The organism is Streptomyces sp. NPDC043746 (assembly GCF_056436485.1).
On record NZ_JBWKCM010000003.1, the window covers coordinates 235,654 to 261,768 of the forward strand.

General features: G+C 72.0%; 21 protein-coding genes and 1 tRNA gene. 3 read left to right on the forward strand and 19 right to left on the reverse strand.

Going from position 1 to position 26,115, the window contains the following annotated elements; all coding sequences use genetic code 11:
- Window positions 1-81: 81 nt before the first annotated feature.
- The 17 genes from atpB to AC0682_RS04965 all read right to left on the reverse strand — a co-directional run bounded on the left by atpB (window position 82) and on the right by AC0682_RS04965 (window position 19,845).
- Complete coding sequence (gene atpB / locus AC0682_RS04885; protein WP_478530944.1) at window positions 82-915, reverse strand: F0F1 ATP synthase subunit A; 834 nt, start codon at window positions 913-915, stop codon at window positions 82-84.
- 200 nt (window positions 916-1,115) lie between these two features.
- Complete coding sequence (locus AC0682_RS04890; RefSeq protein ID WP_478530945.1) at window positions 1,116-1,556, reverse strand: hypothetical protein; 441 nt, start codon at window positions 1,554-1,556, stop codon at window positions 1,116-1,118.
- A gap of 267 nt (window positions 1,557-1,823) precedes the next feature.
- The gene (locus AC0682_RS04895; RefSeq protein WP_478530946.1) at window positions 1,824-3,221 is read right to left on the reverse strand and encodes an MraY family glycosyltransferase; all 1,398 of its coding nucleotides are present in this window, start codon (window positions 3,219-3,221) and stop codon (window positions 1,824-1,826) included.
- 84 nt (window positions 3,222-3,305) lie between these two features.
- Window positions 3,306-4,586, reverse strand: a complete 1,281-nt coding sequence (locus tag AC0682_RS04900) for a serine hydroxymethyltransferase (protein ID WP_478530947.1) — start codon at window positions 4,584-4,586, stop codon at window positions 3,306-3,308.
- A 277-nt stretch (window positions 4,587-4,863) separates the two neighbouring features.
- Window positions 4,864-5,508, reverse strand: coding sequence for an arsenate reductase/protein-tyrosine-phosphatase family protein (locus tag AC0682_RS04905; protein WP_478530948.1), 645 nt, complete (start codon window positions 5,506-5,508; stop codon window positions 4,864-4,866).
- Complete coding sequence (locus AC0682_RS04910; protein ID WP_254811670.1) at window positions 5,505-6,152, reverse strand: L-threonylcarbamoyladenylate synthase; 648 nt, start codon at window positions 6,150-6,152, stop codon at window positions 5,505-5,507. The genes AC0682_RS04905 and AC0682_RS04910 overlap by 4 nt, the downstream gene beginning before the upstream one ends.
- A 52-nt stretch (window positions 6,153-6,204) precedes the next feature.
- Complete coding sequence (gene prmC / locus AC0682_RS04915; protein ID WP_254811671.1) at window positions 6,205-7,050, reverse strand: peptide chain release factor N(5)-glutamine methyltransferase; 846 nt, start codon at window positions 7,048-7,050, stop codon at window positions 6,205-6,207.
- 81 nt (window positions 7,051-7,131) lie between these two features.
- Window positions 7,132-8,208 carry a peptide chain release factor 1 gene (gene prfA, locus AC0682_RS04920; protein WP_254811672.1) on the reverse strand — a complete coding sequence of 359 codons (1,077 nt, stop codon included), beginning with the start codon at window positions 8,206-8,208 and terminating at the stop codon, window positions 7,132-7,134.
- Window positions 8,209-8,364: 156 nt separating this feature from the next.
- On the reverse strand, window positions 8,365-8,589 hold the full coding sequence (rpmE, locus tag AC0682_RS04925; RefSeq protein ID WP_019764351.1) for a 50S ribosomal protein L31: 225 nt from the start codon (window positions 8,587-8,589) through the stop codon (window positions 8,365-8,367).
- A 152-nt stretch (window positions 8,590-8,741) separates the two neighbouring features.
- Window positions 8,742-9,821: an LCP family protein gene (locus tag AC0682_RS04930; protein ID WP_478531103.1), complete on the reverse strand. Its 1,080-nt coding sequence runs from the start codon at window positions 9,819-9,821 to the stop codon at window positions 8,742-8,744.
- A 477-nt stretch (window positions 9,822-10,298) separates the two neighbouring features.
- Window positions 10,299-12,326, reverse strand: a complete 2,028-nt coding sequence (gene rho, locus AC0682_RS04935) for a transcription termination factor Rho (protein ID WP_478530949.1) — start codon at window positions 12,324-12,326, stop codon at window positions 10,299-10,301.
- 390 nt (window positions 12,327-12,716) lie between these two features.
- Window positions 12,717-13,634 carry a homoserine kinase gene (gene thrB / locus AC0682_RS04940; RefSeq protein ID WP_478530950.1) on the reverse strand — a complete coding sequence of 306 codons (918 nt, stop codon included), beginning with the start codon at window positions 13,632-13,634 and terminating at the stop codon, window positions 12,717-12,719.
- A gap of 589 nt (window positions 13,635-14,223) precedes the next feature.
- Window positions 14,224-15,294, reverse strand: a complete 1,071-nt coding sequence (gene thrC, locus AC0682_RS04945; protein ID WP_478530951.1) for a threonine synthase — start codon at window positions 15,292-15,294, stop codon at window positions 14,224-14,226.
- Window positions 15,295-15,301: 7 nt separating this feature from the next.
- The gene (locus tag AC0682_RS04950; RefSeq protein WP_029394883.1) at window positions 15,302-16,591 is read right to left on the reverse strand and encodes a homoserine dehydrogenase; all 1,290 of its coding nucleotides are present in this window, start codon (window positions 16,589-16,591) and stop codon (window positions 15,302-15,304) included.
- A gap of 99 nt (window positions 16,592-16,690) precedes the next feature.
- Entirely contained in the window at window positions 16,691-18,082 is a 1,392-nt protein-coding gene (gene lysA / locus AC0682_RS04955; protein WP_478530952.1) for a diaminopimelate decarboxylase, read from the reverse strand.
- Window positions 18,083-18,111: 29 nt separating this feature from the next.
- The gene (gene nrtL / locus AC0682_RS04960; protein ID WP_478530953.1) at window positions 18,112-19,305 is read right to left on the reverse strand and encodes an ArgS-related anticodon-binding protein NrtL; all 1,194 of its coding nucleotides are present in this window, start codon (window positions 19,303-19,305) and stop codon (window positions 18,112-18,114) included.
- Between the two features lie 126 nt (window positions 19,306-19,431).
- The gene (locus tag AC0682_RS04965) at window positions 19,432-19,845 is read right to left on the reverse strand and encodes a response regulator (RefSeq protein ID WP_254811674.1); all 414 of its coding nucleotides are present in this window, start codon (window positions 19,843-19,845) and stop codon (window positions 19,432-19,434) included.
- A gap of 173 nt (window positions 19,846-20,018) precedes the next feature.
- Here AC0682_RS04965 and AC0682_RS04970 point away from each other — a divergent pair.
- Window positions 20,019-20,090 (forward strand) — tRNA-Arg (locus AC0682_RS04970).
- Between the two features lie 236 nt (window positions 20,091-20,326).
- A complete protein-coding gene (locus tag AC0682_RS04975; protein ID WP_478530954.1) occupies window positions 20,327-22,075 on the forward strand; it encodes a hypothetical protein in 1,749 nt (582 codons plus the stop codon).
- Here the strand turns inward: AC0682_RS04975 and AC0682_RS04980 are convergent.
- Window positions 22,044-23,840, reverse strand: a complete 1,797-nt coding sequence (locus tag AC0682_RS04980; RefSeq protein WP_478530955.1) for a serine/threonine-protein kinase — start codon at window positions 23,838-23,840, stop codon at window positions 22,044-22,046. The genes AC0682_RS04975 and AC0682_RS04980 overlap by 32 nt on opposite strands.
- Window positions 23,841-23,941: 101 nt before the next feature.
- Complete coding sequence (ku, locus tag AC0682_RS04985; protein WP_478530956.1) at window positions 23,942-25,057, reverse strand: non-homologous end joining protein Ku; 1,116 nt, start codon at window positions 25,055-25,057, stop codon at window positions 23,942-23,944.
- A gap of 81 nt (window positions 25,058-25,138) precedes the next feature.
- On the opposite strand from ku, the gene ligD reads away from it, so the two are divergent.
- Entirely contained in the window at window positions 25,139-26,038 is a 900-nt protein-coding gene (ligD, locus tag AC0682_RS04990) for a non-homologous end-joining DNA ligase (RefSeq protein ID WP_478530957.1), read from the forward strand.
- The last annotated feature ends 77 nt before the right edge of the window (window positions 26,039-26,115 follow it).

Below are 26,115 nucleotides of genomic sequence, written 5' to 3' on the forward strand. Positions count from 1 at the left end.
GTGATTCCTTCTCTTGGTTGGCCGGTGGAGATTGCGTCCACCGGACGTCTAGGGGGTGTCCGGGTGGTGGCCCGGGTGTCCTCAGTGCGCTTCTTCGAGTGCCTGGGACAAGTACGTGGCGGTCAGCACGGTGAACACGTAGGCCTGGAGCGCCTGGATGAACATCTCGAAGACGGTCAGGGCCAGAGTCACGGCGAACGACGCGCTGGCGTACACGGTGCCGAGCACGGTGCCGAGCATGTACCAGGTCGCGATCGTGAAGACCAGGATGAGGATGTGACCGGCGAACATGTTCGCGAAGAGTCGGACCGCCAGCGTGAAGGGGCGCACGAAGATGTTCGAGACGAACTCGATCGGCGTCAGGATCACGTAGATCGGCTTGGGCAGGCCGCTGGGTACGCACAGGTTGCGGATACCGCCGACGAAGCCGTTGTTCCGGAAGGTCACCGTCATGTAGACGGCCCAGACGAGCAGGGCCAGTCCGACCGGGTAGGCGATGAGCGAACTCACCGGGAACTGTGCGATCGGGATGATCGCCCAGAGGTTCAGCATCCAGACGAAGAAGAACAGCGACACCAGCAGCGGGACGAAGGGCTCGCCCTTCTTGCCGATGATCTCCTTGGCGATGCCCCGGTGCACGAAGTCGTAGAGAGCCTCGGCGACCATCTGCAGCTTGCCCGGAACGACCTTGGGCTTGGAGAAGCCGGCCCAGAAGAGAGCCAGGATGGCGAACGTCCCGATGATCGCGAGCAGCATCGGCTTGTTGAACTCGACCGGCCCGATGGTGAAGATCGGGTCGAAGATGAACGACCACGCGCTCGGGGCTGGGAATCCGCACGAGCCCTGGAACAGGTGGCAGTCAACCTCGAAGGCGAGCGTCTGGGCGTCAGCAGTCACCAGGAGCTCCTTCTGCATGGCGCATGGATACGGCTACCTCGTTGTATCGGAGCGGCTGGCAGCCGCAGGTCGGCACCGGACTGGTTCTTACAGGGAGGAGGCGGCGGCCGGGCCCGAAGCCTCGCGATGAATCAGGCGACAGCCGTGTTGTCCGCGCCCGCAGTACCGCAACCGAGACCGGACGATAGCAGCATGTCGAACACGGCTTTATCCCGGCCCTACTCGTCACGCTTTCCCTCGGTTCCACCCGGGACGCTCCGCGTCTCCGCCTCCGGATCGACGTAGAGCGTCTTACTCCTGGCGTGCCGCACGCTCTGCGCGACGATCCACGTGATCACCGTGGCGACCAGCGAGAGGGCGAAGGCCTGGAGGTTGAAGAGGGAGGTGTCCCGGATGCCCATGATGAGGATGAGCAGGAGCACGAGCTGGGCCGAATAGATCATCAACCCCATCCCCTGGAACAGGTGGGGCATGGCCTTGGCGACCCACTGGAGCGCCAGCTGTCCGAGCGCCATGAAGACGATGACGACCACACAGCCCAGCGCCGCACCGACCGCCCCCTTGCCACCGGCGACCAGACCGCCGACGAGCGTGGCGATGGCGCCGACTGCGGCGGTGGGGGCGGCGATGCGCAGTAGTTCGCGCATGTCGGACTGCATGGCGGCAGCTCCACTGGTCTTGGGGAGGAATGGGGCGTCGTCATGGACGAGCGTAGACCCGGTCCGCGAGGCGGATTCTCGGGCCGAGGAACCGTCTCACTAGGGTCCTTCGGCTCCGTCGCCGAGTCTCGTGAACGGTATCACAAACTATTTGATGAGGTCTTTACCTGGAAAGTGTGCCAACTGTCACACATGAGGGTTACCCCGCGCGTGTGTGCACGACAAGACGGCGTCATGCCTGGTAATGGGCGGTGGAATCCGAAATCGTCAGCGCGAGGAGTCGATGGACCGGCGCTCGGGAAGGCGCGAACGGGGGCCGATCGCGGTCGCCCCGTTGACGCCGGACACCCCGACCGCCACAGGGGCCCGCTCCGGGCTCTCCTGGCCCATCTGAGCGTCCTCCAGGGCCTGTTGGGGCCCGGAGGTCACGGGCTCCGGCTTCTCGCCGTACGAGGACGCGGACGGGGCGACCCGCTCGGGCGCCTGGTGGCGGTAGCGCGGCGGGACGAAGCGGTTGGCCCAGTGCGGGGTGCGGGGACTGTAGCGGGGCATCAGGAGGAGGACCAGGCCCACCGCGCTCGCGGCGATGATGACGAAGACGATCCAACTCGAGGCCGAGTGGACCGAGTAGCCGACGGTGCCGAAGGCGATGAGGGCCGACCAGAAGTACATGATCAGGACGGCGCGGCTGTGCGAGTGGCCGATCTCCAGCAGGCGGTGGTGCAGGTGGCCCCGGTCGGCGGCGAACGGGGACTGGCCGTTCCAGGTGCGGCGGACGATGGCCAGGACCAGGTCGGCAGCCGGGATCGCGATGATCGTCAGCGGCAGCACCAGAGGGATGAAGACCGGGAACATCGCGTGGGTCGCCCCGCGTTCGCTGCCCTCGAAGAAGATCTTCAGATTGTCCGGGTCGACCTGGCCCGTGATCGAGATCGCGCCGGCCGCCAGCACCAGGCCGATCAGCATCGAGCCCGAGTCGCCCATGAAGATCCGCGCCGGGTGCATGTTGTGCGGCAGGAAACCGAGGCACATGCCCATCAGGATCGCCGCGAAGAGCGTCGCGGGGGCCGCCGCCTCGATCCCGTACCCCATCCAGAGCCGGTAGGCGTACAGGAAGAACGCCGCCGAGGCGATGCACACCATGCCCGCCGCGAGCCCGTCCAGGCCGTCGACGAAGTTGACCGCGTTGATCGTGATGACGACCAGCGCCACGGTGAGGAGCGTGCCCTGCCACTGGGTGAGGGCGACCGTGCCGACGCCGGGGATCGGCAGCCACAGGATCGTGAGCCCCTGGATGACCATGACCGCGGCGGCGATCATCTGCCCGCCGAGCTTGATCAGCGCGTCGATCTCGAACTTGTCGTCGAGGACGCCGATCAGCCAGATCAGGGCCGCTCCGGAGAGCAACGCCCGTGGTTCGTTGGAGAGTTCGAAGACACCCTTGAGGTTGAACAGGTGGTCGGCGACGATCAGTCCCGCACAGAGCCCGCCGAACATCGCGATCCCGCCGAGCCGGGGGGTGGGCTCCCGGTGGACGTCGCGCGCACGGATGGCCGGCATCGCACCGACCGCGATGGCGAACTTGCGCACCGGTCCGGTCAGCAGATAGGTCACCGCAGCCGTGACACAGAGCGTCAGCAGGTAATCACGCACGGGCTGCCCCACAGGTTTCGCCGGCCATCCAAGCACCACACCCTAGTCTCTGAAACAAGGACTCCACGGTACGGGTGATGGTTGCACAGCCCTCGTCTACCCCGGGTACGGCGGATTCCGCAGCGCCAGCTCCCCGACCTCCGCCGCGACCGTCTCCGCCTCGCCCGGCTCCCGCACCGCCGCCCCGAACAGGGCCGCGATCCGCGCCATGTCCCCCTCGTCCATCCCCTGCGTGGTGACGGCGGCGGTCCCCAGCCGGATGCCCCGGGCCTCCCCGTACGGCAGCGCACAGGTGTCCAGCACCATCCCGGCGGCGGCCAGCCGCTCGCGGGCGGTGCGGCCGTCCACGCCGAGCGGGGCCGGGTCCGCGACGATGATGTGGGTGTCCGTGCCGCCCGTGGTCACCTCGAACCCCTCGGCCTCCAGACCGGCGGCGAGCACCCGGGCGTGGGCGACGACCTGGTGCGCGTAGAGCGTGTACGCCGGTGTCCCGGCCTCCCCGAACGCGACCGCCTTCGCCGCCACCGTGTGCATCTGCGCCCCGCCCTGGGTGAACGGGAACACCGCCCGGTCGACCCGCTCGGCCAGCTCCGCGCCGCACAGGATCATCCCGCCGCGCGGACCGCGCAGCACCTTGTGCGTGGTGGCGCAGACGACGTCCGCGTACGGCACCGGGTTCGGCGCCGCTCCCCCGGCGATCAGCCCCATCGGATGCGCGGCGTCGACGATCAGATACGCGCCCACCTCGTCCGCGATCTCCCGGAACGCCTCGTAGTCCGGGTGGCGGGGGTAGGAGATCGAGCCGCACACGATGGCCTTGGGGCGGCGGGCGCGGGCCAGGGCGCGCAGCCGGGTGTGGTCGATGAGCCCGGTCACCGGGTCCACCCCGTACCCGACGAAGTCGAACCAGCGGCCGGAGAAGTTGCCCGGCGCCCCGTGGGTGAGGTGTCCCCCGTGCGGGAGCCCCATCGCGAGCACCGTGTCCCCCGGGCGCAGCAGCGCGGCGTAGGCGGCGAGCACCGCCGAGGAGCCCGAGTGCGGCTGGACGTTGGCGTGTTCGGCCCCGAAGAGGGCGGTGGCCCGGCGGACCGCGATGCGTTCGGCGGCGTCCGCGTGCGCGCAGCCGCCGTGGTGGCGGGCGCCCGGGTACCCCTCGGCGTACTTGTTGGCGAGCGGGGAGCCGAGGGCGGCCAGCACCGCGGGCGAGGTGAAGTTCTCGGCGGCGATCAACTGGAGGGTGGCGGCCTGCCGGTCCCGCTCGGCGAGCAGGACCCCGGCGATCTCCGGGTCCTGGCGGAGCAGGGCGCCGAAGTCCTGGGGCAGGGACTCGGGCGCGGTCGGCGCGGGTACGGAGGCGGCGGGAGAGGTGACCGGCATGGGACGGCTCCGGGCCTGGAGGTGGGTGCGCCGGCGAGGGGTGCCGGTGGCAGCTCCAATGTAGGCCGGGCCGGGCCGGTGTGCCCGCTGTCGGCCGGTCCCGTACGCCGGTCGGGAGGGCGTACGGCGGCGGGCCCGCGCACGGATCCCGGCGCGGAGCGCGTACGGCGGCGGGGCGGCGGGGTGTGTACGCGGGCGCCACGACTCGCCGGACCGTCGGCCCGGAGCGCGGAACTCTCGGCTCCGAGCGCGTGCGCCGCCCGCGTGCGCTCGGCCGTCAGCTGCTCGGGGCCCGTACGCCCGTCAGTGCCGTGACCACCGGGTCGAGGGCCTGGTTGATCTCGTCGCCGATGGAGCGGAAGAAGGTGATGGGTGCGCCGTAGGGGTCGTAGACCTCGTCCGCCTCGGCGGTCGGGGCCAGCAGCCAGCCGCGCAGGGCGGCGGCGGCGCGGACCAGGGCCCGGGCGCGTTCCACGACGCCCTCGTCGCACGGGTCGGGCAGGGTGGCCGGGTCTATCGCCCGGACCAGCCGGGTGAACTCCTTGAGCGTGAAGGTGCGCAGACCCGCGGAGTGGCCCATGGAGATGACCTGGGCGCGGTGGTCGCGGGTGGCGGTGAGGACCAGGTCGGCGCGGATGACGTGCTCGTCGAGCAGTTCCCGGCCGACGAACCCGCTGGCGTCCGCGCCGAAGTCCGCGAGGACGACCTCGGCGTTGGCCTCCATGGGGGCGCCCTCGTGGCCCCAGGTGCCCGCGCTCTCCACGATCAGCCCCCCGCTGAGCGGGTCGCCGAGGCGGTCCATCAGGGCATGGCGGGTCAGCCGCTCGGTGATGGGCGAGCGGCAGACGTTGCCGGTGCTGACGTGGAGGATGCGGAAGGTGTCGGTCCGCCCCGCTATGCCACGCCCCTCGGGGGCGGTCAATTGGCCACCTCGAGGTCGGGGACCACCTTGCGCAGCTCCTCGACGGAGAGCGCTCCGGCCCGCAGGAGGACCGGGGTGGCGCCGGTGACGTCGACGATCGAGGACGGCACGATGCCGGGCGTCGGGCCGCCGTCGAGGTAGACGGAGACGGAGTCACCGAGCATGCCCTGGGCCGCGTCGCAGTCCTCCGGCGCCGGGTGTCCGGTGAGGTTGGCGCTGGAGACCGCCATGGGGCCGACCTCGGTCAGCAGCTCGATGGCGACCGGGTGCAGCGGCATCCGGATGGCGACCGTGCCCCGGGTGTCGCCCAGGTCCCACTGGAGGGAGGGCTGCTGGCGGGCGACCAGGGTGAGCGCGCCGGGCCAGAAGGCGTCGACCAGCTCCCAGGCCTGCTCGGAGAAGTCGGTGACCAGGCCGTGCAGGGTGTTCGGGGAGCCGATGAGGACGGGGGTGGGCATGTTGCGGCCGCGCCCCTTGGCGTCCAGCAGGTCCGCGACGCCCTCGGCGCTGAAGGCGTCCGCCCCGATCCCGTACACCGTGTCGGTGGGCAGCACGACCAGTTCGCCGCGGCGGATGGCGGAGGCGGCCTCGCGCAGCCCGCTGGTCCGGTCGGTGGCGTCGTTGCAGTCGTATCGCCGTGCCATCAGCCGGCCTCCTCAAGCGGGTACGGGTACGGGGTGCGGTGCCGGGTGCCGGTCACGGCGTGGCCTTGCGGGCGGTGGCGAACCGCGGGCGGTTGTTCAGGTCGGGGTGGTCGGCCGCGTCGGCCCAGCCCCGCTCCTCGGTGAAGATCCACGGCACCTGGCCGCCCTGGGTGTCGGCGTGCTCGATGACGACGAGGCCGCCGGGGCGGAGCAGCCGGTGGGCGGTGCGCTCGATGCCGCGGATGGTGTCGAGGCCGTCCTCGCCGGAGAAGAGGGCCATCTCCGGGTCGTGGTCGCGGGCCTCGGGGGCGACGTACTCCCATTCGGTGAGCGGGATGTACGGCGGGTTGGAGATCACCAGGTCGACCTGGCCGTCGAGCTCCGGGAGGGCGCTCAGGGCGTCTCCCTGGTGGACGGTGACCCTGGACCCCTCGGCGTTCTTCCGCGTCCACCTGAGGGCGTCCTCGGACAGCTCCACGGCGTGTACGCGCGAGCGCGGGACCTCCTGCGCCATGGCGAGCGCGATGGCGCCCGATCCGGTGCACAGGTCGACGACAACCGGCTCGACGACGTCCATCGCGCGCACGGCGTCTATGGCCCAGCCCACGACCGACTCGGTCTCCGGGCGGGGCACGAAGACGCCGGGTCCGACCTGGAGTTCCAGATAGCGGAAGAAGGCGCGGCCGGTGATGTGCTGGAGCGGTTCGCGGGCCTCGCGGCGGGCGATCGCCTCCCAGTACCGGGCGTCGAAGTCACTGTCGGGGACGGCGTGCAGCTCGCCCCGCTTCACCCCGTGGACGAAGGCCGCGAGTTCCTCGGCGTCGAATCGCGGTGAGGGGACACCGGCGTCGGCCAGCCGCTGGGTGGCCTGGGCCACCTCGGCGAGCAGCAGGTTCATCGCGGTTCTCCGTACGGTTACGGGGTGTGCGGGGCGGGCGGTGCGCTCCCGGGCCCTGAAGGCCCGCGAGCGCTCAGGCGCTCACGCGTTGGCGAGCTTGGCGGCGGAGTCGGCGTCGACGCATGCCTGGATCACCGCGTCCAGATCGCCGTCGAGCACCTGGTCCAGGTTGTACGCCTTGAAGCCGACGCGGTGGTCCGAGATGCGGTTCTCCGGGAAGTTGTACGTACGGATCTTCTCGGAGCGGTCGACCGTGCGGACCTGGCTGCGGCGCACGTCGGAGGCCTCCTGCTCGGCGGCTTCCTGGGCGGCGGCCAGCAGCCGTGAGCGCAGGATGCGCATGGCCTGCTCCTTGTTCTGGAGCTGGCTCTTCTCGTTCTGGCAGGAGGCGACGACGCCGGTGGGCAGGTGCGTGATGCGGACGGCGGAGTCGGTCGTGTTGACGGACTGGCCGCCGGGGCCGGAGGAGCGGTAGACGTCGATACGGAGATCGTTGGCGTGGATCTCGACGTCGACCTCCTCGGCCTCGGGGGTGACGAGCACGCCCGCGGCGGAGGTGTGGATGCGGCCCTGGGACTCGGTGGAGGGCACGCGCTGCACGCGGTGCACGCCGCCCTCGTACTTCATCCGGGCCCAGACGCCCTGGCCGGGCTCGGTGGCGCCGTTGCCGCCCTTGGTCTTGACGGCGACCTGGACGTCCTTGTAGCCGCCCAGCTCGGACTCGGTGGAGTCGATGATCTCGGTCTTCCAGCCGACGCGCTCGGCGTACCGCAGATACATGCGCAGCAGGTCCCCGGCGAAGAGGGCGGACTCGTCGCCGCCCGCGCCCGCCTTGATCTCCAGGAGCACGTCCTTGTCGTCGCTGGGGTCGCGCGGGACCAGGAGGAGCCGGAGCTTCTCGGTCAGCTCCTCGCGCTCCTTCTCCAGCTCCTTGACCTCGGCGGCGAAGTCGGGGTCGTCCGCGGCGTACTCGCGGGCGGTCTCGATGTCCTCGCCGGTCTGCTTCCAGGCCCGGTACGTGGAGACGATCGGGGTCAGCTCCGCGTAGCGCTTGTTCAGCTTGCGCGCGTTGGCCTGGTCGGCGTGGACCGACGGGTCGGCGAGCGTCTTCTCGAGATCGGTGTGCTCACCGATCAGTTCCTCGACCGCCTCGAACATGCGGGGGCTCCTGGTTGGTCTGGGATCTGCGGGCCTGCTGGAGGGCGTACTGCCCGGTGGGGTGTGCGGCGGGGGCTCCCCCGGGCACCCGACCGGAAAAACGCCGGTTCCGACGCCCCCCGGGAAGAGGGCGCCGGAGACCGGCGCAGTGGCTCGCTACTTGCTGGCGGAGCCGGCAGCCTTGCCGAAGCGGGCCTCGAAGCGGGCCACGCGGCCGCCGGTGTCGAGGATCTTCTGCTTGCCCGTGTAGAACGGGTGGCACTCGGAGCAGACGTCGGCACGGATGGTGCCGCCGTCGATGGTGCTCCGGGTGGTGAACGACGCACCGCAGGTGCAGCTGACCTGCGTCTCGACGTACTCGGGGTGAATGTCGCGCTTCAAGGTGTCTCCTAGTTTCGGGAGGGCGCCGGGTCGTCCGCGCGGATTGCGCGGCCGTGAACCGGGGCCGACGTACCAGTCTGCCAGGACGGGCCGTATCTCCCAAAACCGGGGGCGGGCCGCAGGTATTCCCGCGCCCCTCGATCCGGTGCGCCTCAGCGCACCAGCTGTCCGGCCTCGCCCTTGTCCCCGGCGGACTTCTCGGTGGCGGAGGCGGGGATCGGCCGGTCCTGCTTCAGCGCGGCCCACACCTGCTTGCCCGCCTCCTCCTGCGGGAGGACCCGGTTGGGGTCGGCCGGGTCGTACTCCACCGGCAGGGTCACCATGTGCACGTTCTGCGCGCCGAGCCCCTTGAGTCCGTTCGCGAAACCGGCGAGCTTCCCGACCGAGCCGAGGCCGGAGTCGGTGGTGAGCGCCTTGGTGGCGGCGTCCGCGAGGCCGAACAGCTTCTGCGGGCTGGAGAAGATCCCGACGCTCTTCGCCTGCTGGATGAGCGCCTTGATGAACGCCTGCTGGAGCTGGATGCGGCCGAGGTCGCTGCCGTCACCGACGCTCTTGCGGGTACGGACGAGGCCGAGGGACTCCTCGCCGTCCAGGGTGCGGGTGCCCGGCTCCAGATCGAGATGGCTCTTGGAATCGTGGATCGCGGTGTTCGTCGTGATCTCGACGCCGCCCAGCTCGTCGATGAGCTTCTTGAAGCCGGTGAAGTCGACCTCGACGTAGTGGTCCATGCGGATACCGGACATCGATTCGACGGTCTTCACCGCGCAGGCCGGTCCGCCGACCTCGTACGCCGTATTGAACATGGCCCGGTGGGCGGCCGGGACCGCCTTGCCCGTGGTGTCGCTCTCGCAGGCCGGGCGCTCGACCAGGGTGTCGCGCGGTATGGAGACGACGCTCGCGGACCGGTGGCCCTTGTCGACGTGGACCACCATCGCGGTGTCGGAGCGGGCGCCGCCCTCGTCGGTGCCGTACTGCCCGTTGTCGCCGGAGCGCGAGTCGGAGCCCAGCACCAGGATGTCCTGCGAGCCGTCGTCGACGTCGTCGGGGCGGTCGGCGCCGAGCTTGGCGTCGATGTCGACGCTGGAGAGGTTGCCGTCGAGCGCGACGTACGCGTATCCGAGCCCGGCCCCGCCGACGACCACCACCCCCGCCACCGTCCAGGCCGCGACGGCCTTGGCCCGGTGGCGCCCGGTGGGCTTCTTCCGGCGGGTGCCGGTGCCGCGTATCCGCATCGGGGTCTTCCTCTGCTCGCTCACGCGTCTCCCTCGTCCGGCGTCCGCCGCTCCTCGCCCCCGGCCGTGGCGGTTCGACGGCTCCGGGAGGGTTTGTCATCTCTTGATCAGATGGCGGAGCAGCAAGAAGGGTTGCACAGCGCCCTGGGCGGTCCAGGTACGCGGAGAGGGGGCACGAGCGGCGGCGCACGGCCCGCGATCCGGCGTTCACCTGCGGTTTTCCGCGCGGGATGCGGACGGGCGGGGGCGCGGCGCGAGCGCCCGGCATGTGGCAAAGGTCTCGGGGGGCGCACGGGGGCGGGCGCTGGTTCGGGTACGCGTACGGGGGGGGTGCCGGTTCCGTGCGCGTACCCGGGGGCGCGACCCTTTCGTACGGAGGGTCCCCACGGTCGTGCACGGGCCGTCCCCGGCCCCGGAACGCGGGAGGGCCCCGTCACCGGAGTGACGGGGCCCTCGCGCTCAACTGACGTGCCGGGGTCAGTCGTTGCCGTTTCCGGCGCCCGGCGTGGTCTTCTGGATCTGGAGCAGGAACTCCGCGTTGGACTGGGTCTTCTTCATCCGGTCCAGGAGCAGCTCGATCGCCTGCTGCTGGTCGAGCGCGTGGAGCACCCGGCGCAGCTTCCAGACGACGGCCAGTTCGTCGGTGCCGAGCAGGATCTCCTCCTTGCGGGTGGAGGACGCGTCGACGTCCACCGCCGGGAAGATGCGCTTGTCCGAGAGCTTCCGGTCGAGCTTCAGCTCCATGTTGCCGGTGCCCTTGAACTCCTCGAAGATCACCTCGTCCATGCGCGAGCCGGTCTCGACGAGCGCGGTGGCCAGGATCGTCAGCGAGCCGCCGTCCTCGATGTTGCGCGCGGCACCGAAGAAGCGCTTCGGCGGGTAGAGCGCGGTCGAGTCGACACCACCGGAGAGGATGCGGCCGGAGGCGGGCGCCGCGAGGTTGTACGCACGGCCCAGACGGGTGATCGAGTCGAGCAGGACGACCACGTCGTGGCCCAGCTCGACCAGGCGCTTGGCGCGCTCGATGGCCAGCTCCGCGACGGTGGTGTGGTCCTCCGCGGGGCGGTCGAAGGTCGAGGAGATGACCTCGCCCTTCACCGACCGCTGCATGTCGGTGACCTCTTCCGGACGCTCGTCGACCAGGACGACCATCAGGTGGCACTCGGGGCTGTTGACCGTGATCGCGTTGGCGATGGCCTGGAGGATCATCGTCTTGCCGGTCTTCGGCGGGGCGACGATGAGTCCGCGCTGGCCCTTGCCGATGGGGGCGACCAGGTCGATGATCCGCGTGGTCAGGACGTTGGAGTCGGTCTCCAGGCGGAGCCGGTCCTGCGGGTAGAGCGGGGTCAGCTTCTGGAACTCGGGGCGGCCCCGGCCGGACTCCGGCGCCATGCCGTTGACCGAGTCGAGGCGGACCAGCGCGTTGAACTTCTCGCGCCGCTCGCCGTCCTTGGGCTGGCGCACCGCACCGGTGACGTGGTCGCCCTTGCGCAGGCCGTTCTTGCGGACCTGGGCGAGCGAGACGTACACGTCGTTCGGGCCCGGGAGGTAACCGGAGGTCCGGATGAACGCGTAGTTGTCGAGGATGTCCAGGATGCCCGCGACGGGGATCAGGACATCGTCGTCGGCCACCTGGACATCGCCGGCGAAGTCGTCGCGGCCACGGCGGCCACGGCGGTCGCGGTAGCGGCCACGGCGGCCGCGGCGGCCACCCGCCTCGTCGTCGAAGTCGTCCTGCGGGCCGTTGTCCCGGTTCTGCTGGCCCTGACCGCCCTGGCCCTGGCGCTGCTGGCGCTGTCCGCCGCCGCCCTGCTGACCCTGGTCGTCGCCCTTGCCCCGGCGGTCGCGCTGGCGCTCGCGGCGGCCCTCGCGGTCACCGCGCTCGCCCCGCTCCCGGCCCTGACGGTCGCCGCGGCGGCCCTCGGCGGTTTCGGTGGCGGCCTCGGCCTTGGCGTCGGCCTTGGGCTCGGCGCGCTCCTCGGTCTTCAGCTCGGCCTGCGGCTCCGCCTTGACCTCGGACTTCGCCTCGGTCTTGGTGTCGGGGCTGCCCGCCTGCGCGGTGGCGCGGCGGCGACGGCGCTCGCCCGTGGGCTGGTCGTCGCTGGCCGGCTGGCCGGGGATGTCGATCTGCTGCTGGGCCGCGGGCTTCTCGGCGGCGGCCTCGTCCCCGGTGCGGGCCTTGGAGGTGGCACGCCGCTTGGGCTTGCTCTCCGCCTCGGCGGCGGGGGCCTCGGCGGCCTTGGAGGAGGCCTTGGGGGCGGCGGCTCCGCCGCCGGCCTGCGCCTCCTTGATGACCTCGATCAGCTGGCTCTTGCGCATCCGCGCGGTACCCCTGATGCCGAGGCCGGACGCGACCTGCTGCAGCTCGGCCAGGACCATGCCCTCGAGGCCGGTGCCGGAGCGGCGGCGCCGTGCGGTGGTGCCAGTGGCAGCACCTTCGGCGGGCGCGGCGCTGTCGACGTTCTTGTCGGCAGTCACGCCCATCAGATCGGTGGTGTCGCTCACGAAGGGTCCTTCCCTGGAGCGGACGTCGGCCTTCTGGCTCGGCGACCGGTTGTGCTGTCCGACTGCGGTCTGTCGATCTTGCTGGATCGCGGACCTTGCCGGGGCGGTGGTCCGCCGGGTACGGCGGAGAGATGAACGTGCGGGGTCCGGCGCGAGATTCCCCCTGCTCGGCCCGCTCACGGGCGAGCGAGGGGTGTCGTGCCGGTTCCGGAGCGTGCTCGAAACTGCTCAGGCAGGCTGCTCAGGCAGTTGGGGAGGCTCCCGGAAGAATGGTGGTCCCGGAGGGGGACACGAAGCAACGCGCCTCGAAGACGTCGGTTGCAGTCTTGAGATTAACACTACCGGCTCCAACAAACATTCCCCCTCTCGGCCACCGGTAATCACATCCGGTTACGCGGCCAGCGGCAGCACGGTGGCTCCCGAGGCGTCGAGTGCCAGCCGGTTCGCGGCCCAGCCCTCCCCCGCCAGCCGGGCGACCTTGTCGGCGGAACCCTCCTCCGCCAGCGCGAGCACCGTGGGGCCCGCCCCGGAGATGACCGCGGGCACGCCGTCGGCGCGCAGGCGGTGCACCAGCTCGACGCTTTCGGGCATCGCGGGCCCCCGGTACTCCTGGTGGAGCCGGTCCTCGGTGGCGGCGAGCAGCAGCTCGGGGCGCCTGGTCAGCGCCTCGACGAGCAGGGCGGCCCGGCCCGCGTTGAGGGCGGCGTCGACGTGCGGGACGGTGCGCGGGAGCAGTCCGCGCGCCGTCTCGGTGAGCACGGGCCGACCGGGCACGAAGACCACCGGAACGACGGATTCCGCAGGGTCCATCCGGATCGCCCGGGCCGACCCGCCGTCCATCCACGCGAGAGTGAACCCGCCGAGCAGACAGGCCGCGACGTTGTCGGGGTGGCCCTCGATCTCGGTGGCCAGCTCCAGCAGGGCGGCCTCGTCGAGACGGGCGTCGCCGCCGGTCGTCACGGCGCGGGCGGCGACGATTCCGGCGCAGATGGCGGCGGAGGAGGAGCCGAGGCCGCGGCCGTGCGGGATGCGGTTGGCACAGACGATCTCCAGGCCGCGGGGCTGGCCGCCGAGCAGGTCGAAGGCCGTGCGCAGGGAACGTACGAGCAGGTGGCTCTCGTCGCGGGGCAGCGTCTGGCTGCCCTCACCTGCGATGTCGATGTGCAGCCCGGAGTCGGCGACCCGGACGACGACGTCGTCGTACAACCCCAGCGAGAGGCCGAGGGCGTCGAAACCCGGGCCCAGATTGGCGCTGGTTGCGGGGACGCGCACCCTGACGGCGGCGGCTCGGAACGCGGGACCGGCCATCGGTTGGACGACTCCTTGTAAGGCGGCGGGGATTGCGGTGCGGTGGCTCTGCGGCGTGGGGGCTGTGCGTGTGGGGGCTGGGGCGGTGGAAGGGGGACGGGGATGGGCCGGTGGCCCGGCCCGTACACGCCGTCACGACGGCGCTCGCGCCGCGGCAGACCCTACGGGCGGATGTCGGGCGGATGGAGTACAGCTTATCGAAGGAAGGTTCTGTCGCGACATAGGGCGCACAGGAGGCGCACGGTGCGTGTCGCCCGCCTCCTCTGCGCTCTCCGCCCCGAAAAGAGGGTGGTTGAGCTGGGTTGTCGCGGTTGACGGCTGGTACGGGGCGGGTTGACGGGGGCACCGGGGGCAGGGGCGCGGGCGGGTCGGCCGTTCCGTGCCCGGCAGGACGGTGAGGACCGGGTCCACGCGACCGCGTACGCCGGGCCGTGCCGCCGCACGAACCGGGGTCACCGGCCGCGCGGGCCGGGTCGGCCGGCATGGGGCGGGCCCGGTCGGCGGAGAGGCCGGGCCGGGACAGGCCGACGGCTCGACGCCCCTCCGCGGCCCGTCCCCCGCTCCCCGGTGCGCCGACCGGCGCACCGCGTCAGACGAGGCCGAGCTTCTGCGCCGCCGCGGCCGCGTCGACCGGGACCGTGACCGGCTGCGGGGCGCCCGCGACGGCCCAGTCCGGGTCCTTGAGGCCGTTGCCGGTGACCGTGCAGACGATGCGCTGGCCGGGGTCGACCTTGCCCTCCTCGGCGGCCTTGAGCAGACCGGCGACGGACGCGGCTGATGCGGGCTCCACGAAGACGCCCTCCTGGGAGGCCAACAGCCGGTAGGCGGAGAGGATCTGCCGGTCCGTCACCTCGTCGATGAAACCGCCCGATTCGTCCCGGGCGGCCAGGGCGAAGTCCCAGGAGGCCGGGTTGCCGATGCGGATCGCGGTGGCGATGGTGGCCGGGTCCTTGACGACCTCGCCGCGCACGATGGGCGCGGAGCCGGAGGCCTGGAAGCCCCACATGCGCGGGGTGCGGGTGGAGACGCCGTCACGGGCGTACTCGGTGTACCCCTTCCAGTACGCCGTGATGTTGCCCGCGTTGCCGACCGGCAGGACGTGGATGTCGGGGGCGTCGCCGAGCGCGTCGACGATCTCGAACGCGGCGGTCTTCTGCCCCTCGATACGGACCGGGTTGACCGAATTGACCAGTGCCACCGGGTAGTTGTCCGAGAGCGAGCGGGCCAGGGTCAGGCAGTCGTCGAAGTTGCCGTCGACCTGGAGGATCTTGGCGCCGTGCACGAGCGCCTGGCCCATCTTGCCCAGCGCGATCTTGCCCTGCGGTACGAGGACGGCGCAGAGCATGCCCGCGCGGACCGCGTACGCGGCGGCGGAGGCCGAGGTGTTGCCGGTGGAGGCGCAGATGACGGCCTTGGCGCCCTCCTCCTTGGCCCGGGTGATGGCCATGGTCATGCCGCGGTCCTTGAACGAACCGGTGGGGTTGGCGCCCTCGACCTTGAGGTGCACCTCGCAGCCCGTGCGCTCGGAGAGGACCTGCGCCGGAACGAGCGGCGTACCGCCCTCACGAAGCGTGACGACCGGCGTCGTCGCCGTGACCGGGAGCCGGTCCCGGTACTCCTCGATGATGCCGCGCCACTGGTGGGTGCCCTTGCTGGTCATGGGTCCTTTACTCCCCTTCAACACGCATGATGCTGGCGACACCGCGCACGGTGTCGAGCTTGCGCAGCGCTTCGACGGTCCCGGAGAGGGCGGCGTCGGGCGCGCGGTGGGTGACGACGACGAGCGATGCCTCGCCGTCCTTTCCCTGCTGGCGGACCGTGTCGATCGATACGCCCTGCTCGGCGAAGACCGTCGCGACCTGGGCGAGCACACCCGGCTTGTCGGCCACGTCGAGGCTGATGTGGTAGCGCGTGACGACCTCGCCCATGGGGCTGACCGGCAGGCGCGTGTAGGCGGACTCACCGGGTCCGGTGGCCTCGCCCAGCTTGTTGCGGCAGACCGCGACGAGGTCCCCGAGGACCGCGGAGGCGGTCGGGGAGCCGCCGGCGCCGGGGCCGTAGAACATCAGCTGCCCGGCGGCCTCGGCCTCGACGAACACCGCGTTGTACGCCTCGCGGACGGAGGCCAGCGGGTGGCTGAGCGGGATCATCGCGGGGTGGACACGGGCGGTGACGGACCGGCCGTCGGCGGCGCGCTCGCAGATGGCGAGGAGCTTGACCGTGCACCCCATGCGGCGGGCGGAGGCGATGTCGGCGGCGGTGACCTCGGTGATGCCCTCGCGGTGGACGTCACCGATCTTCACACGGGTGTGGAAGGCGATCCCGGCGAGGATGGCGGCCTTCGCGGCGGCGTCGAAGCCCTCGACGTCGGCGGTCGGGTCGGCCTCGGCGTACCCGAGGGCGGTGGCCTCGTCGAGCGCCTCCGAGTAACCGGCGCCGCTGGTGTCCATCTTGTCGAGGATGAAGTTGGTGGTGCCGTTGACGATGCCGAGCACCCGGTTGACCTTGTCCCCGGCGAGGGACTCGCGCAGCGGCCGTACCAGCGGGATGGCGCCCGCGACAGCGGCCTCGTAGTACAGGTCGCGGCCGTACTTCTCGGCGGCGGCGTGCAGGGCGGCGCCGTCCTCGGCGAGGAGCGCCTTGTTGGCGGAGACGACGCTCGCGCCGTTCTCGAAGGCGGTGGTGATGAGCGTACGGGCCGGTTCGATGCCCCCGATGACCTCGACCACCACGTCGATGTCGCCGCGCTGCACGAGCGCGGTGGCGTCGGTGGTGATCAGTGCGGGGTCGATGCCCTCACGCACCTTGGAGGGGCGGCGGACGGCGACACCGACCAGCTCGACGGGTGCGCCGATGCGCGCCGCGAGGTCGTCGGCGTGCGTCGTCATGATGCGCGCCACCTCTGAGCCGACCACTCCACAGCCCAGCAGCGCCACCTTCAGCGGACGCGTACGCATCATCCGACCTCGTTTCTCATACATGCACAGGTAGGGACCAGTCTCACTCACCGGACGGGAGTTTCTGACCCCCGTCCGGATCCTGAGACGACTATTTCATCAGCCGACATCGAGACGCAGGAGATCTTCCTCCGTCTCGCGCCGGACGATCACGCGCGCCTCGCCGTCCCGGACGGCGACGACCGGGGGGCGCAGGGCGTGGTTGTAGTTGCTCGCCATCGAGCGGCAGTACGCGCCGGTGGCGGGGACCGCGATCAGGTCCCCGGGTGCCAGGTCGGCGGGGAGGAACGCGTCCTTGACCACGATGTCCCCGCTCTCGCAGTGCTTGCCCACGACCCGGACGAGCATCGGCTCGGCATCCGAGGTACGCGAGACGAGCGCCACGCTGTACTCGGCGTCGTACAGCGCGGTACGGATATTGTCCGACATTCCGCCGTCGACGCTGACATACGTCCGCAGTCCTTCGAGGGGCTTGACCGTTCCGACCTCGTACAGCGTGAACGCGGTGGGTCCGACGATGGCCCGCCCCGGCTCGACGGAGATGCGGGGCGTCCGCAGCTTCGCGGCCTCGCACTCGCGGGTGACGATGTCGCTGAGCGCCTTGGCGATCTCGTGCGGCTCACGGGGGTCGTCCTCGGAGGTGTACGCGATGCCGAGGCCGCCGCCGAGGTCGATCTCGGGCAGCTCGATGCCGTGCTCGTCGCGGACCTCGGCGAGCAGCTGCACCACGCGCCGGGCGGAGACCTCGAAACCGGCCATGTCGAAGATCTGCGAGCCGATGTGCGAGTGGATGCCGACGAGGTCGAGCCCGTCGAGCGAGAGGGCCCGGCGCACGGCCTCGGCGGCCTGCCCGTCCGCGAGCGCGATGCCGAACTTCTGGTCCTCGTGCGCGGTGGCGATGAACTCGTGGGTGTGCGCCTCGACGCCGACGGTCACGCGGATCTGGACGCGCTGGCGGATGCCGTGCTGCTGGGCGATGTGGGCGACGCGGACGATCTCCTGGAACGAGTCGAGCACGATGCGCCCGACCCCGGCCTCGACGGCGCGCTCGATCTCCGCGACGGTCTTGTTGTTGCCGTGGAAGGCGATGCGCTCGGCGGGCATGCCGGCGTCGAGGGCGGTGGTGAGTTCGCCGCCCGAGCAGACGTCGAGGTTGAGTCCCTCTTCCGTGAGCCAGCGGACGATCGCGCGGGAGAGGAAGGCCTTCCCCGCGTAGAAGACGTCGGCGTCCGGCCCGAAGGCCTCGGCCCAGGCCCGGCAGCGGGCCCGGAAGTCGCTCTCGTCGAGGAAGTAGGCGGGGGTCCCGAACTCCTCCGCGAGCCGGGCGACGGAGATCCCGCCGACGGTGAGGGCGCCGTCCGCGTCACGGGTGACGGTACGGGCCCAGACCTTCTCGTCCAGGGCGTTGAGGTCGGCGGCGGGGGCGGAGTAGTGCCCCTCGGTCAGGACGTCGGCGTGGCGGGGACCGGCGGGGTGTGCGGAGCGGCTCATGGTGAGGTCTCTCGGATTCTTCGGATTCGTCAGAGGTGCGCGGGCGCGCTGATACCGAGCAGGGACAGGCCGCCTGCCAGCACCGTCCCGGCGGCTTCGGCGACGGCCAGCCGGGAGCGATGGGCGGCCGAGGGTTTCTCGTCGCCTGAGGGCAGCGGCGGACAGGAGTCGTGGAAGTCGAAGAAGGCGTGCGCGACGGCTTCCAGCTGCCGGGCGACCCGGTCGGGCGCGCGGTGACGGGCTGCGGAGAGGAGGACGCCGGGGTGATCGGCGAGGAGATCGAGGAGGAGGCGGGCGGGGGGTTCGGCGTACGGGGCGGGATCGGCGTACGGGACAGCGGGCTCGGGGCTTCCGTGGGCGGGGGGCTCCACGCCTGCTGCTGCGGGCTCGGCGTGCGGGGCGGGCCCCCGGCCTGCGGGAACTCCGGCCGGAAGCACGCCCTCCGGCGCGGAGGCGAACCCCAGGGCGGCGGCGTTGCGGGTGAGGGCACGGGCCCTGGCATGGGCGTACCGGACCCGGAAGAGCGGATTGGCCTCCCCCTGGACGAGCAGGTCGGGGCCGAGCGGAGCCCGGTCGTGCGCGGCGGGCCGCAGCAGCCCCCAGCGGGCGGCATCGGGCCCGAGCCGCTCCAGCAGCTCCGCGCCGCCGGCCCCGGCGGGCACGGGCCGGATCACGGTGCCCTCCGGCGCCCTGGGCGCGTACGCATCCGGACTCACCCCGAGCCGCCCCCACTCGTCCTCCGCCCCTGCCCCCTCGCAACCGACCCGGACGCGGGCGCCCTGGGCGGTGAGGAGGCGGCGTACGGCATCGGCGGTGACGGCGGCACGGACCTCCCGCGCATGGTGCAGCCGAAGGGCCTCGCCCCGGAGCGCGTCCCCGTGTCCGTACCCGAGGCCCCGTTCCCGTACGGCGTCGAGAACGGCGCGGTCGCGGTCGGCGGGCGCGTCCAGCGTGAAGCTCAGGAACCCGGGCCCGGTGACCTCGACCCGCCCGATGCCGGGTTCGGCGGCGACCCGCTCACGCAGGATCCGGGCGACCTCCAGGGCCGGCAGCCCGGCCTCCCCGGCGAGCTGGAGGGCGATCGCACAGGCGTAGTCGCCGCTGCCGCCGGGCCTGGTCCTCTCCACCCGCACGCGCGCGGGCACCGGCGCGCGCAGCACGTCCTCGTCGACCGCGCGGCGCACGGCGTGCAGCACGGTCCGGGAGAGATCGGCGGGGGTCACGGGACAAGCGTAGGGGAGGAGGAGGGTCGCTCCGCGACCCGGTTTCGCCATCCGGTCAGCGGGTGGCGCCCGCGCAGGTCAGCGGGTGGCGGTCTCCGCCGGTCACCCCAGGGTGGCGCCTCCCGGTCACCCTGTGGTGGTCCCCGCGCACCCGGCCCCGCTGCGCCCGTCGACCGAGGGCCGCTCCTCCCCGGTCGCCAGCCGGTGCACCATCCGCACCAGCTCGCTCGGCTCGAACGGCTTGGCAAGGAACGCGTCGACCCCGGCCGACACCCCCGCGTCCACCTCGTACGGCGTGCAGGCGCTGACGACGGCGATGGGCAGATGGCGGGTACGGGGATCGGAGCGCAGCCCGGTCGCGGTCTCCAGGCCGCCGAGGCGGGGCATCACGACATCGAGGGTGACCACGTCGGGACGGATCCGGTGGACCAGGTCCAGGCACTCGACACCATCGGCCGCGGTCACGACCTCGAAGCCCTCCAGCTCGAGATTGACCTTGATCAGCTGCCGGATGACCTTGTTGTCGTCGACAACAAGCACGCGGCCGTACGCCCCTGACACCCTTCGAGAGTAGGTCGGCCCCGGTGACCGCGTCCGGTGTTTGCCCACTTCCGCCCCGGACGGGGGACCTGCTGCCACGGCGGAATACCTGTTCACGGACACCCGTCGGGAGCTGGTAGTGTTTCACCCGTCGCAGAGCAGCACCGCGATACGCCCCCGTAGCTCAGGGGATAGAGCATCGGCCTCCGGAGCCGGGTGCGCAGGTTCGAATCCTGCCGGGGGCACTTCGCAGGAAGTGCCGAAAAGACCTTCTGATCAGTGGAAACGTTGATCAGGGGGTCTTTTTTTCCTGTGTGATGTCCTGCCTCGCCGGGGCGGCTCTCCTCCGGCTCAGTCGGCACGTGAAGCACGTCGTCCGTCCCTCGGCGGTCGCCGGGAGGTCGTCACGATCACGCGTGAACGCACACCGTCGTGGGCAGAGTGACGGGTACTTGTGCGGCTTGACCGTGGGGGGACCGCTATGACTGCCGACGACGGACGCGCGCCCACGGGGCAGGGAGCGGACGGACACGAAGCCGCGCCCGGGCCGGGGGCCGGATGCGCCCATCCGATCCCGCCGCCCGCCGGGCCGCCCGGGTTCGGGCCGCCTCCGTCCGGTCCGCCGCCCTCCTTCGGGGCTCCGCCGCCTCCGGACCGGCCGCCCGTGGTCGGGCCGCCGCCTGCTGGGGCCGGGTTACGGGCCGTCGCGGCCGGGCTGCTCAACCTGACCGGGCTCGGGCTCGGTTACGCGCTGTTGGGGAGGTGGGGGCGGGCTGCCGGGTGCTGGATCGCCACCGGGGTGCTGCTGTTCGTGGCGTTGCCCGCCGAGCCGGACGGGGTGTCCGCGGGGGTCCTCGCCGGGTATCTCCTCGTGCTCGCCCTCGCCGCTGCCGACGGGGCGCGGATCGCCCTGCGGTCGGCCGTCGGCGGGTCGTGGCGGCCAGTGGTGGCGGCCGGGCTGGGGGTCGTGCTCCTGGCGGTGCCGGCCGGTGGGATGGTGGCGTACGGGGCCGCCCGGGACGAGGCGCGGGAGCAGATGCTGCTGGACCGGCTGGAGAGTGGGGACCGGCGGGTGGCCGCCGCGTCCGGGCAGCCGTTCGGGGCGGCGAAGGGGGAGTACGAGAAGGCTCTCGGCGTCTACCGTGCGCTCGACCGGGACCACCCGGGCTCCCGGGCCGCCGGCCTCGTGCCGGACCGGCTCAAGGACTACTACGACGCCGTCTCCTCCCCGTACGCCGACAAGCGGCACTGCGAGGCCGTCGAGCCGTTGACGTATCTGCGGAGTCTGCCGGGGGCCGTGGGCCGGGAGCTGCTGGGCGAGCTGGCCGGGTGGCCGGACGGGCCGCTGGCGGAGTCGCTGTACGCGTGCGGGGTATCGCGGCTGGGCGGGAGTCCGTCCGGAGGGGCGGCGGAGTTCGGGGAGTTGCTGCGTACGTTCCCCGAGTCCCAGCCCGCGCGGCAGGTGGCCCCGGTGCTCGGGGAGCGGATCGACGGGCGGGTCACAGAGCTGAAGGGCGACGATCCGTGTGCGGCCGTCGGGGCCTTGCGCGGGCTGCGGACCACTGTGGCCGCCCTGCCCGCCCAGCATGTGCCGGGACTGAGCGCCAAGGCCGGCAAGGGAGTTCAGGACGGGGAGTACGCCTGCGGGGTCGACCGGTTCGAGGAGGGGAAGTTCAGCCAGGCCAAGCTGACCCTGAACCGCTTCGCCCGCACCTACAAGGGCGACGGGCGGGTCGCGCAGGCCCGGAAGATCGCCATCGCCGCCGAGATAGCCGCCGCCCGGCCGGCCGCGGGCAAGCGGCTGCCGCCGTCGGGGAACCCCGGCGGTCCCCGTATGGAGCTGGTCATCAGCAACGACGCGCCCAACGGGGTCGAGGTCCTCTACACCGGGCCGGTCACCGGCACCGTCACGCTGAAGCCCTGCGGCGACTGCAAGCGGTACAGCGCGGCGACCGGTTCCACGCTCGCCTGCAAGGCCACCGGCAGGAACTACCCCAAGGCCCGGCTCCAACTGCCCGCGGGCGACTACCACTTCCTGTACAAGCACAGCACGGGCGCCTCGTCCCGGGTGGACAGTTACGCGGCGGGGTCGAAGGTCCGGCCGGGGTACACGTACACCAGCTGCACCTACGTCATCGAGCGCAGCCTGCTGGGGCCGCGTCTGCCCGCCCTGCCGGACCCCGTCGAGCCCACCTCGCTCAGCCCTTCTCGCGCGGGTTCTTCTCGATGACCCTGCCGTCCAGCTCGGCGGTGAGGTAGGCACCGCCGTACTTGTCGGAGACGTAGACGCGCAGCACCGGGCGGTCGCCGTGGAAGGGCGACGACGGGTCCACGATCACGTAACTGCTCTCCGGCTCCGGGATGTTGAGCGTCGTCCTGGCCGTCCGGAGCAGGGCGGGCAGGGCGTCCCAGTTCACCGAGTCCAGGTCGACCGGCTTGTCCCCGGACATGAGCGTGCCGCCCATGTCGTCGTTCTTCGCCTGGCCGTCGCGGTAGGTGAAGCGGTCGTAGAGGCGGGAGTTGGACTTCAGCGGCGCCTTGGCGGAGGCGTGCTTGTCGTAGAGCGTGAAGTCGGTGACCTTCGTCCCGCCCATCAGCGGCTTCAGCCCCGCGATGGCCTGCCGCGCCCCCTGCGGGGTGAGCAGGTCGGTGACGGCCTCCGCCCCGCCGTCGCTGCCCTCCGCCCCGGCCCCCTCGCCGTCCGCTACCGGTTGGCCTGCCGCGGTGGACGGCGGGGCACCGCGGTCGTTCGCCGGGGCGCTCGCCGTGGTGTCCGGGCGGCTGCCGCCCTTCGCGCTGTCGTCACCGCCGCCCCGGAAGTACGACGGGTCGATCGCCCAGAGGACGCCCGCCAGCACCGCCGCCGAGACGATGGCCGAGACCGCACCGATGCCCCTCCTCCGGCGTTGGAGGCGGCGTCTGCGCTCCTCGGCGTCAGTGATCGTCGGAGTCGTGGCCGAGGGTGCCGCGGGAGGTGCTGCCGGGCTTGCGTAGGGGTTGTCCGCGTACGGGTTGCGCGGTGCGTCCACCGGAGTCGGGAACGCCTGCGGGTGGCCGAAACCCGTCGGCGGGCGGGGCGGCTGGGCGGGGGGCGGCTGAGGCGATCGGTAGCTGCTTCTGGGGTCGGGCGCGGGCGGTACGGGGGTGGCCGTCGGCCTCGTCGCGGCCTCCGCCAGCATCCGGTCCAGGGTGGCGGCGTCCGGGCGGGCCGGGATGTCGCGGGTCAGCAGCGCCTTCAGTACGGGGGCGAGCGCCCCGGCCCGTACCGGCGGGGGGACCTCCTCGTCGAGGACGGCGGCCAGGGTGGCGAGCGTGGTGGCCCTGCGCAGCGGGTGGTGGCCCTCGACCGCGACGTACAGCATCATGCCGAGCGACCAGAGGTCCGAGGACGGGTCGCCCTCGGTGCCCCGGATGCGCTCGGGGGCTATGTAGTCGGGCGAGCCGATGAGGGCGCCCGTCATGGTGAGGCTGGTCGACTCGCGGATCGCGGCGATGCCGAAGTCCGTGAGGACCGGGCGGCCGTCGGGGCGCAGCAGGACGTTGGCGGGCTTGACGTCGCGGTGCTGGATGCCGGCGGCGTGGGCGGCGACCAGGGCGGAGAGGATGCCGCGCCCCAGCTCGGCGGCCTCGGCCGGGTCCATGGGCCCTTCGGCCAGCCGGTCCTGGAGGGAGGAGCCGGCCACCAGCTCCATCACGATCCAGGGGTAGCCGTCCTCGCCCGGGTCGACGATGTGGTGGACGGTGACCACGTTCGGGTGGTCCAGGCGCGCCAGGGCGCGGGCCTCGCGCAGGACCCGGGCGCGCAGCGTGCGGGCGCCCTCCGGGTCGTACTCCGCGAGGGCCGGATCCGGGGGCCGCACCTCCTTGAGGGCGACGTCGCGGTGGAGCGCCTCGTCGTGGGCGCGCCAGACCATGCCCATGCCGCCACTGCCGAGCCGCTCCACCAGGGTGAAGCGGCCGTCGATCACCCGTCCCGAGGGGGCCTCTTGGCTCATGCGCCGTAGCGTACGGGGGACGTACGACAGGGAGGAGTCGGGGCCGGGGGCCGGACACGGCAGCCCCTGCGGGACGGGCGCGCGGGAGGTGGCGCGGCAGGTCAGGCCGAGGCGCGTTTGCGGGACGAGGACGCGGTCTTCCTGGTGCTGTTCGCAGGGGACTTCCCGCTGCTCTTGGCGGTGCTCTTCGTGGCGCTCTTCGTGGCGCTCTTCGTGGCGCTCCGGCCGCTCGTCTTCTTCGCGGACGACGACGTGGTCTTCCGCTGCTTCTGCGTCGCCTTCCTGCCGGTGGACGAGCCGGACGCCGTCGACTTCTTCCCGCCCGTCTCCTTGGGCGTCGACTTCGGCCGTGCCGCCGTCTTCTTCGCCGCCCTCTTCTTGATGGGGTGGACCTCGGCCATGTCCCCCTCGGCCCCGGCCTCTTCGTCCTCCGCCTCCCCCCGCGACTTCTTCGCCGCGCGGACGCTGCTCTCCAGCGCCGCGATCAGGTCGATGACCTTGCCGCCGCCGCCCTCCTTCGACTCCGAGGGCTCCACCGCCTCCCCCGACGCCTTCGCCGCGATCAGCTCCTCCACCGCCTCCCGGTAGTCGTCGTGGAGGCTGTCCATGTCGACCTCGCCGAGGGTGTCCATCAGGGCGTCCGCCAGGTCGAGTTCGGCGTCGCGGACCGTGACGTCGCTGTCGGGGGCGACTCCCTCGGGGGCCCGGATCTCGTCGGGCCAGAGCAGCCCGTGCATCGCGATCACGTCGTCCACGACCCGGAGCATGCCGAGCCGTTCGCGACCGCGCAGGGCGAACTTGGCGACGGCCACCTTGTTGCTGCGCTTGAGTGCCTCGCGGAGGAGGGTGTACGGCTTGGCGGCCGGGACCCCTTTGGCGGAGAGGTAGTACGCCGTATCCATCTGGAGCGGGTCGATCTCGTCGGCGGGCACGAAGGCGACGATCTCGATGGTCCTGGCCGTGGGCAGCGGGAGCTGGGCCAGATCCTCGTCGGTGATGGGGATCATCGTGCCGTCGGCGTCCTCGTACGCCTTGCCGATCTCACCGCCGGACACCTCCTCCTCGTCCAGCTCGCAGACCTTCCGGTACCGGATCCGGCCACCGTCGGCCAGGTGGATCTGCCGGAAGTGGATCGAGTGGTTCTCGGTGGCGTTGACCAGCTTGATCGGGATGCTGACCAGCCCGAAGGAGATCGCGCCGTTCCATATGGACCTCACCGTTCACCCCTTACGTCCATGCCTTATGAGTGCAAAGGACGGTTGATCAGGTTTTCGTGCGGTTCGTGTGACTCTTATCGTATGACGCCGATCACGGAGGTGGAGGGGCGGCGCCTCGCGCTGAGCAATCTCGACAAGGTGCTCTATCCGGCGGGCGGGACCACCAAGGGCGAGGTGCTGCACTACTACGCGGCCACGGCGGCGGGCGCGATCCTGCCCCACCTGCGCGACCGCCCGGTCTCCTTCCTGCGCTATCCGGACGGGCCCGGGGGGCAGGTCTTCTTCACCAAGAATCCGCCGCCCGGTACACCCGACTGGGTGCGCACCACCCCCGTCCCCCGGAGCGAGGACCCGGGCGCCCGGCAGGTGATGGTCCAGGATCTCGCCTCGCTGATGTGGGCGGCCAACCTGGTGGTGGAGTTCCACACCCCGCAGTGGCGGGCGCACGCCCCGGGGACCGCCGACCGGATGGTCTTCGATCTGGATCCCGGCGCCCCCGCGACCGTCGTGGAGTGCTGTGCGGTGGCCCTCTGGCTGCGGGAGCGGCTCGCCGCCGACGGGCTGTTCGCGTACGGGAAGACCTCCGGCTCCAAGGGCCTGCACCTGCTGGTCCCGCTGGAGCCGGCCCCTGCCGCCTCGGTGTCCGCGTATGCCCGGCGGCTCGCGGTGGAGGCGGAGGGCGCCCTGCCGGAGCTGGCCCTGCACCGGATGAAGCGCGCCCTGCGGCCGGGCAAGGTCTTCGTCGACTTCAGCCAGAACTCCGCGTCGAAGACCACCGCCACGCCCTACACCCTGCGGGCGAGGGCCGAGCCCACCGTCTCCGCGCCGGTCACCTGGGAGGAGATCGAGGGGTGCCGGGCCCCGGAGGCGCTGGTGTTCCGGGCGGACGACATGGCCGGGCGGCTGGAGCGGCACGGGGACCTGCTCGGCCCCCTCCTCGACCCGGACCGGGCCAGGCCCCTGCCGCGGGGCCCGGCCTGACCCCCAGGGCCCCCGCGCCCACCCGGCCTGATCCCGACCGGCAGTTCGGCCTGATCCGGGCGTACGGCGTCGGCCGC

Excerpts from the sequence above, each read along its gene's own strand:
- thrC (WP_478530951.1), bottom strand. The coding sequence starts at position 15,294 with ATGACCAGCAAGGGCACCCACCAGTGGCGCGGCATCATCGAGGAGTAC.
- AC0682_RS04900 (WP_478530947.1), bottom strand. The coding sequence starts at position 4,586 with ATGCCGGTCACCTCTCCCGCCGCCTCCGTACCCGCGCCGACCGCGCCC.
- ligD (WP_478530957.1), top strand. The coding sequence starts at position 25,139 with ATGACGCCGATCACGGAGGTGGAGGGGCGGCGCCTCGCGCTGAGCAAT.
- AC0682_RS04950 (WP_029394883.1), bottom strand. The coding sequence starts at position 16,591 with ATGCGTACGCGTCCGCTGAAGGTGGCGCTGCTGGGCTGTGGAGTGGTC.
- atpB (WP_478530944.1), bottom strand. The coding sequence starts at position 915 with ATGCAGAAGGAGCTCCTGGTGACTGCTGACGCCCAGACGCTCGCCTTC.
- AC0682_RS04910 (WP_254811670.1), bottom strand. The coding sequence starts at position 6,152 with ATGGCACGGCGATACGACTGCAACGACGCCACCGACCGGACCAGCGGG.
- thrB (WP_478530950.1), bottom strand. The coding sequence starts at position 13,634 with ATGGCCGGTCCCGCGTTCCGAGCCGCCGCCGTCAGGGTGCGCGTCCCC.
- AC0682_RS04975 (WP_478530954.1), top strand. The coding sequence starts at position 20,327 with ATGACTGCCGACGACGGACGCGCGCCCACGGGGCAGGGAGCGGACGGA.
- lysA (WP_478530952.1), bottom strand. The coding sequence starts at position 18,082 with ATGAGCCGCTCCGCACACCCCGCCGGTCCCCGCCACGCCGACGTCCTG.
- AC0682_RS04930 (WP_478531103.1), bottom strand. The coding sequence starts at position 9,821 with ATGCGGATACGCGGCACCGGCACCCGCCGGAAGAAGCCCACCGGGCGC.
- AC0682_RS04980 (WP_478530955.1), bottom strand. The coding sequence starts at position 23,840 with ATGAGCCAAGAGGCCCCCTCGGGACGGGTGATCGACGGCCGCTTCACC.
- prfA (WP_254811672.1), bottom strand. The coding sequence starts at position 8,208 with ATGTTCGAGGCGGTCGAGGAACTGATCGGTGAGCACACCGATCTCGAG.
- prmC (WP_254811671.1), bottom strand. The coding sequence starts at position 7,050 with ATGAACCTGCTGCTCGCCGAGGTGGCCCAGGCCACCCAGCGGCTGGCC.
- AC0682_RS04890 (WP_478530945.1), bottom strand. The coding sequence starts at position 1,556 with ATGCAGTCCGACATGCGCGAACTACTGCGCATCGCCGCCCCCACCGCC.